Annotated in this window: 1 protein-coding gene; it reads left to right on the forward strand. The window is 73.6% G+C overall.

What is annotated here, in order from left to right; translation table 11 throughout:
• Positions 1–173: 173 nt before the first annotated feature.
• A partial coding sequence (locus E2E34_RS34805; protein ID WP_138905780.1) for a DNA-formamidopyrimidine glycosylase family protein occupies positions 174–764 on the forward strand: 591 nt, incomplete at its 3' end.

Here is a 764-nt window from a genome sequence, read left to right on the forward strand (position 1 = left end):
CCCGGACCACTGGACAACCACACCGGTGGCGCGAGGAGAACACGCGCCCGGCCAGGCCGGGCAAGCCCGGCCCGCCGTCCACCACGCGGTACGACCGAGCAGCCCCACCACGCGGTACGACCGAACCGCCCCGAAGAACCCGCACCCCACCCGACCCACCGCATCATGGACCCATGCCCGAAGGAGACACCGTCTGGCAGGCCGCCCAGCGCCTGCACACCGCCCTGGCCGGGCACACCCTCACCCGCGCCGACCTCCGCGTCCCCCGATTCGCCACCTCCGACCTGACCTGCCGCACCGTCCTGGACGTGACCCCGCGCGGCAAACACCTCCTCACCCGCGTCGAGGGCGGCCTCACGCTCCACTCCCACCTCGGCATGGAAGGCGCCTGGAAGGTCTACGCCCCCACCGAACGGTGGCGCGGCGGCCCGACCCACCAGATCCGCGCCATCCTCGGCACCGACGAGCGCACCGCGGTGGGCTACCGCCTCCCGGTGCTCGAACTCCTGCGCACCCAGGACGAGGCCGAGGTCGTCGGCCACCTCGGCCCCGACCTCCTCGGCCCGGACTGGGACCCCGACGAAGCGCTCCGCCGGCTCCTCTCGACCCCCGAGCGCCCCCTCGGCGAGGCCCTCCTCGACCAGCGCAATCTCGCCGGCATCGGGAACGTCTACAAGTCCGAGCTGTGCTTCTACGCCCGTGTCACCCCCTGGCTGCCCATCGGCGAACTTCCCGCCCCCGAACGCCTGGTCGCCGCCGCCAAG

This window comes from Streptomyces albidochromogenes (genome assembly GCF_005981925.1).
Classification (GTDB): domain Bacteria; phylum Actinomycetota; class Actinomycetes; order Streptomycetales; family Streptomycetaceae; genus Streptomyces; species Streptomyces albidochromogenes.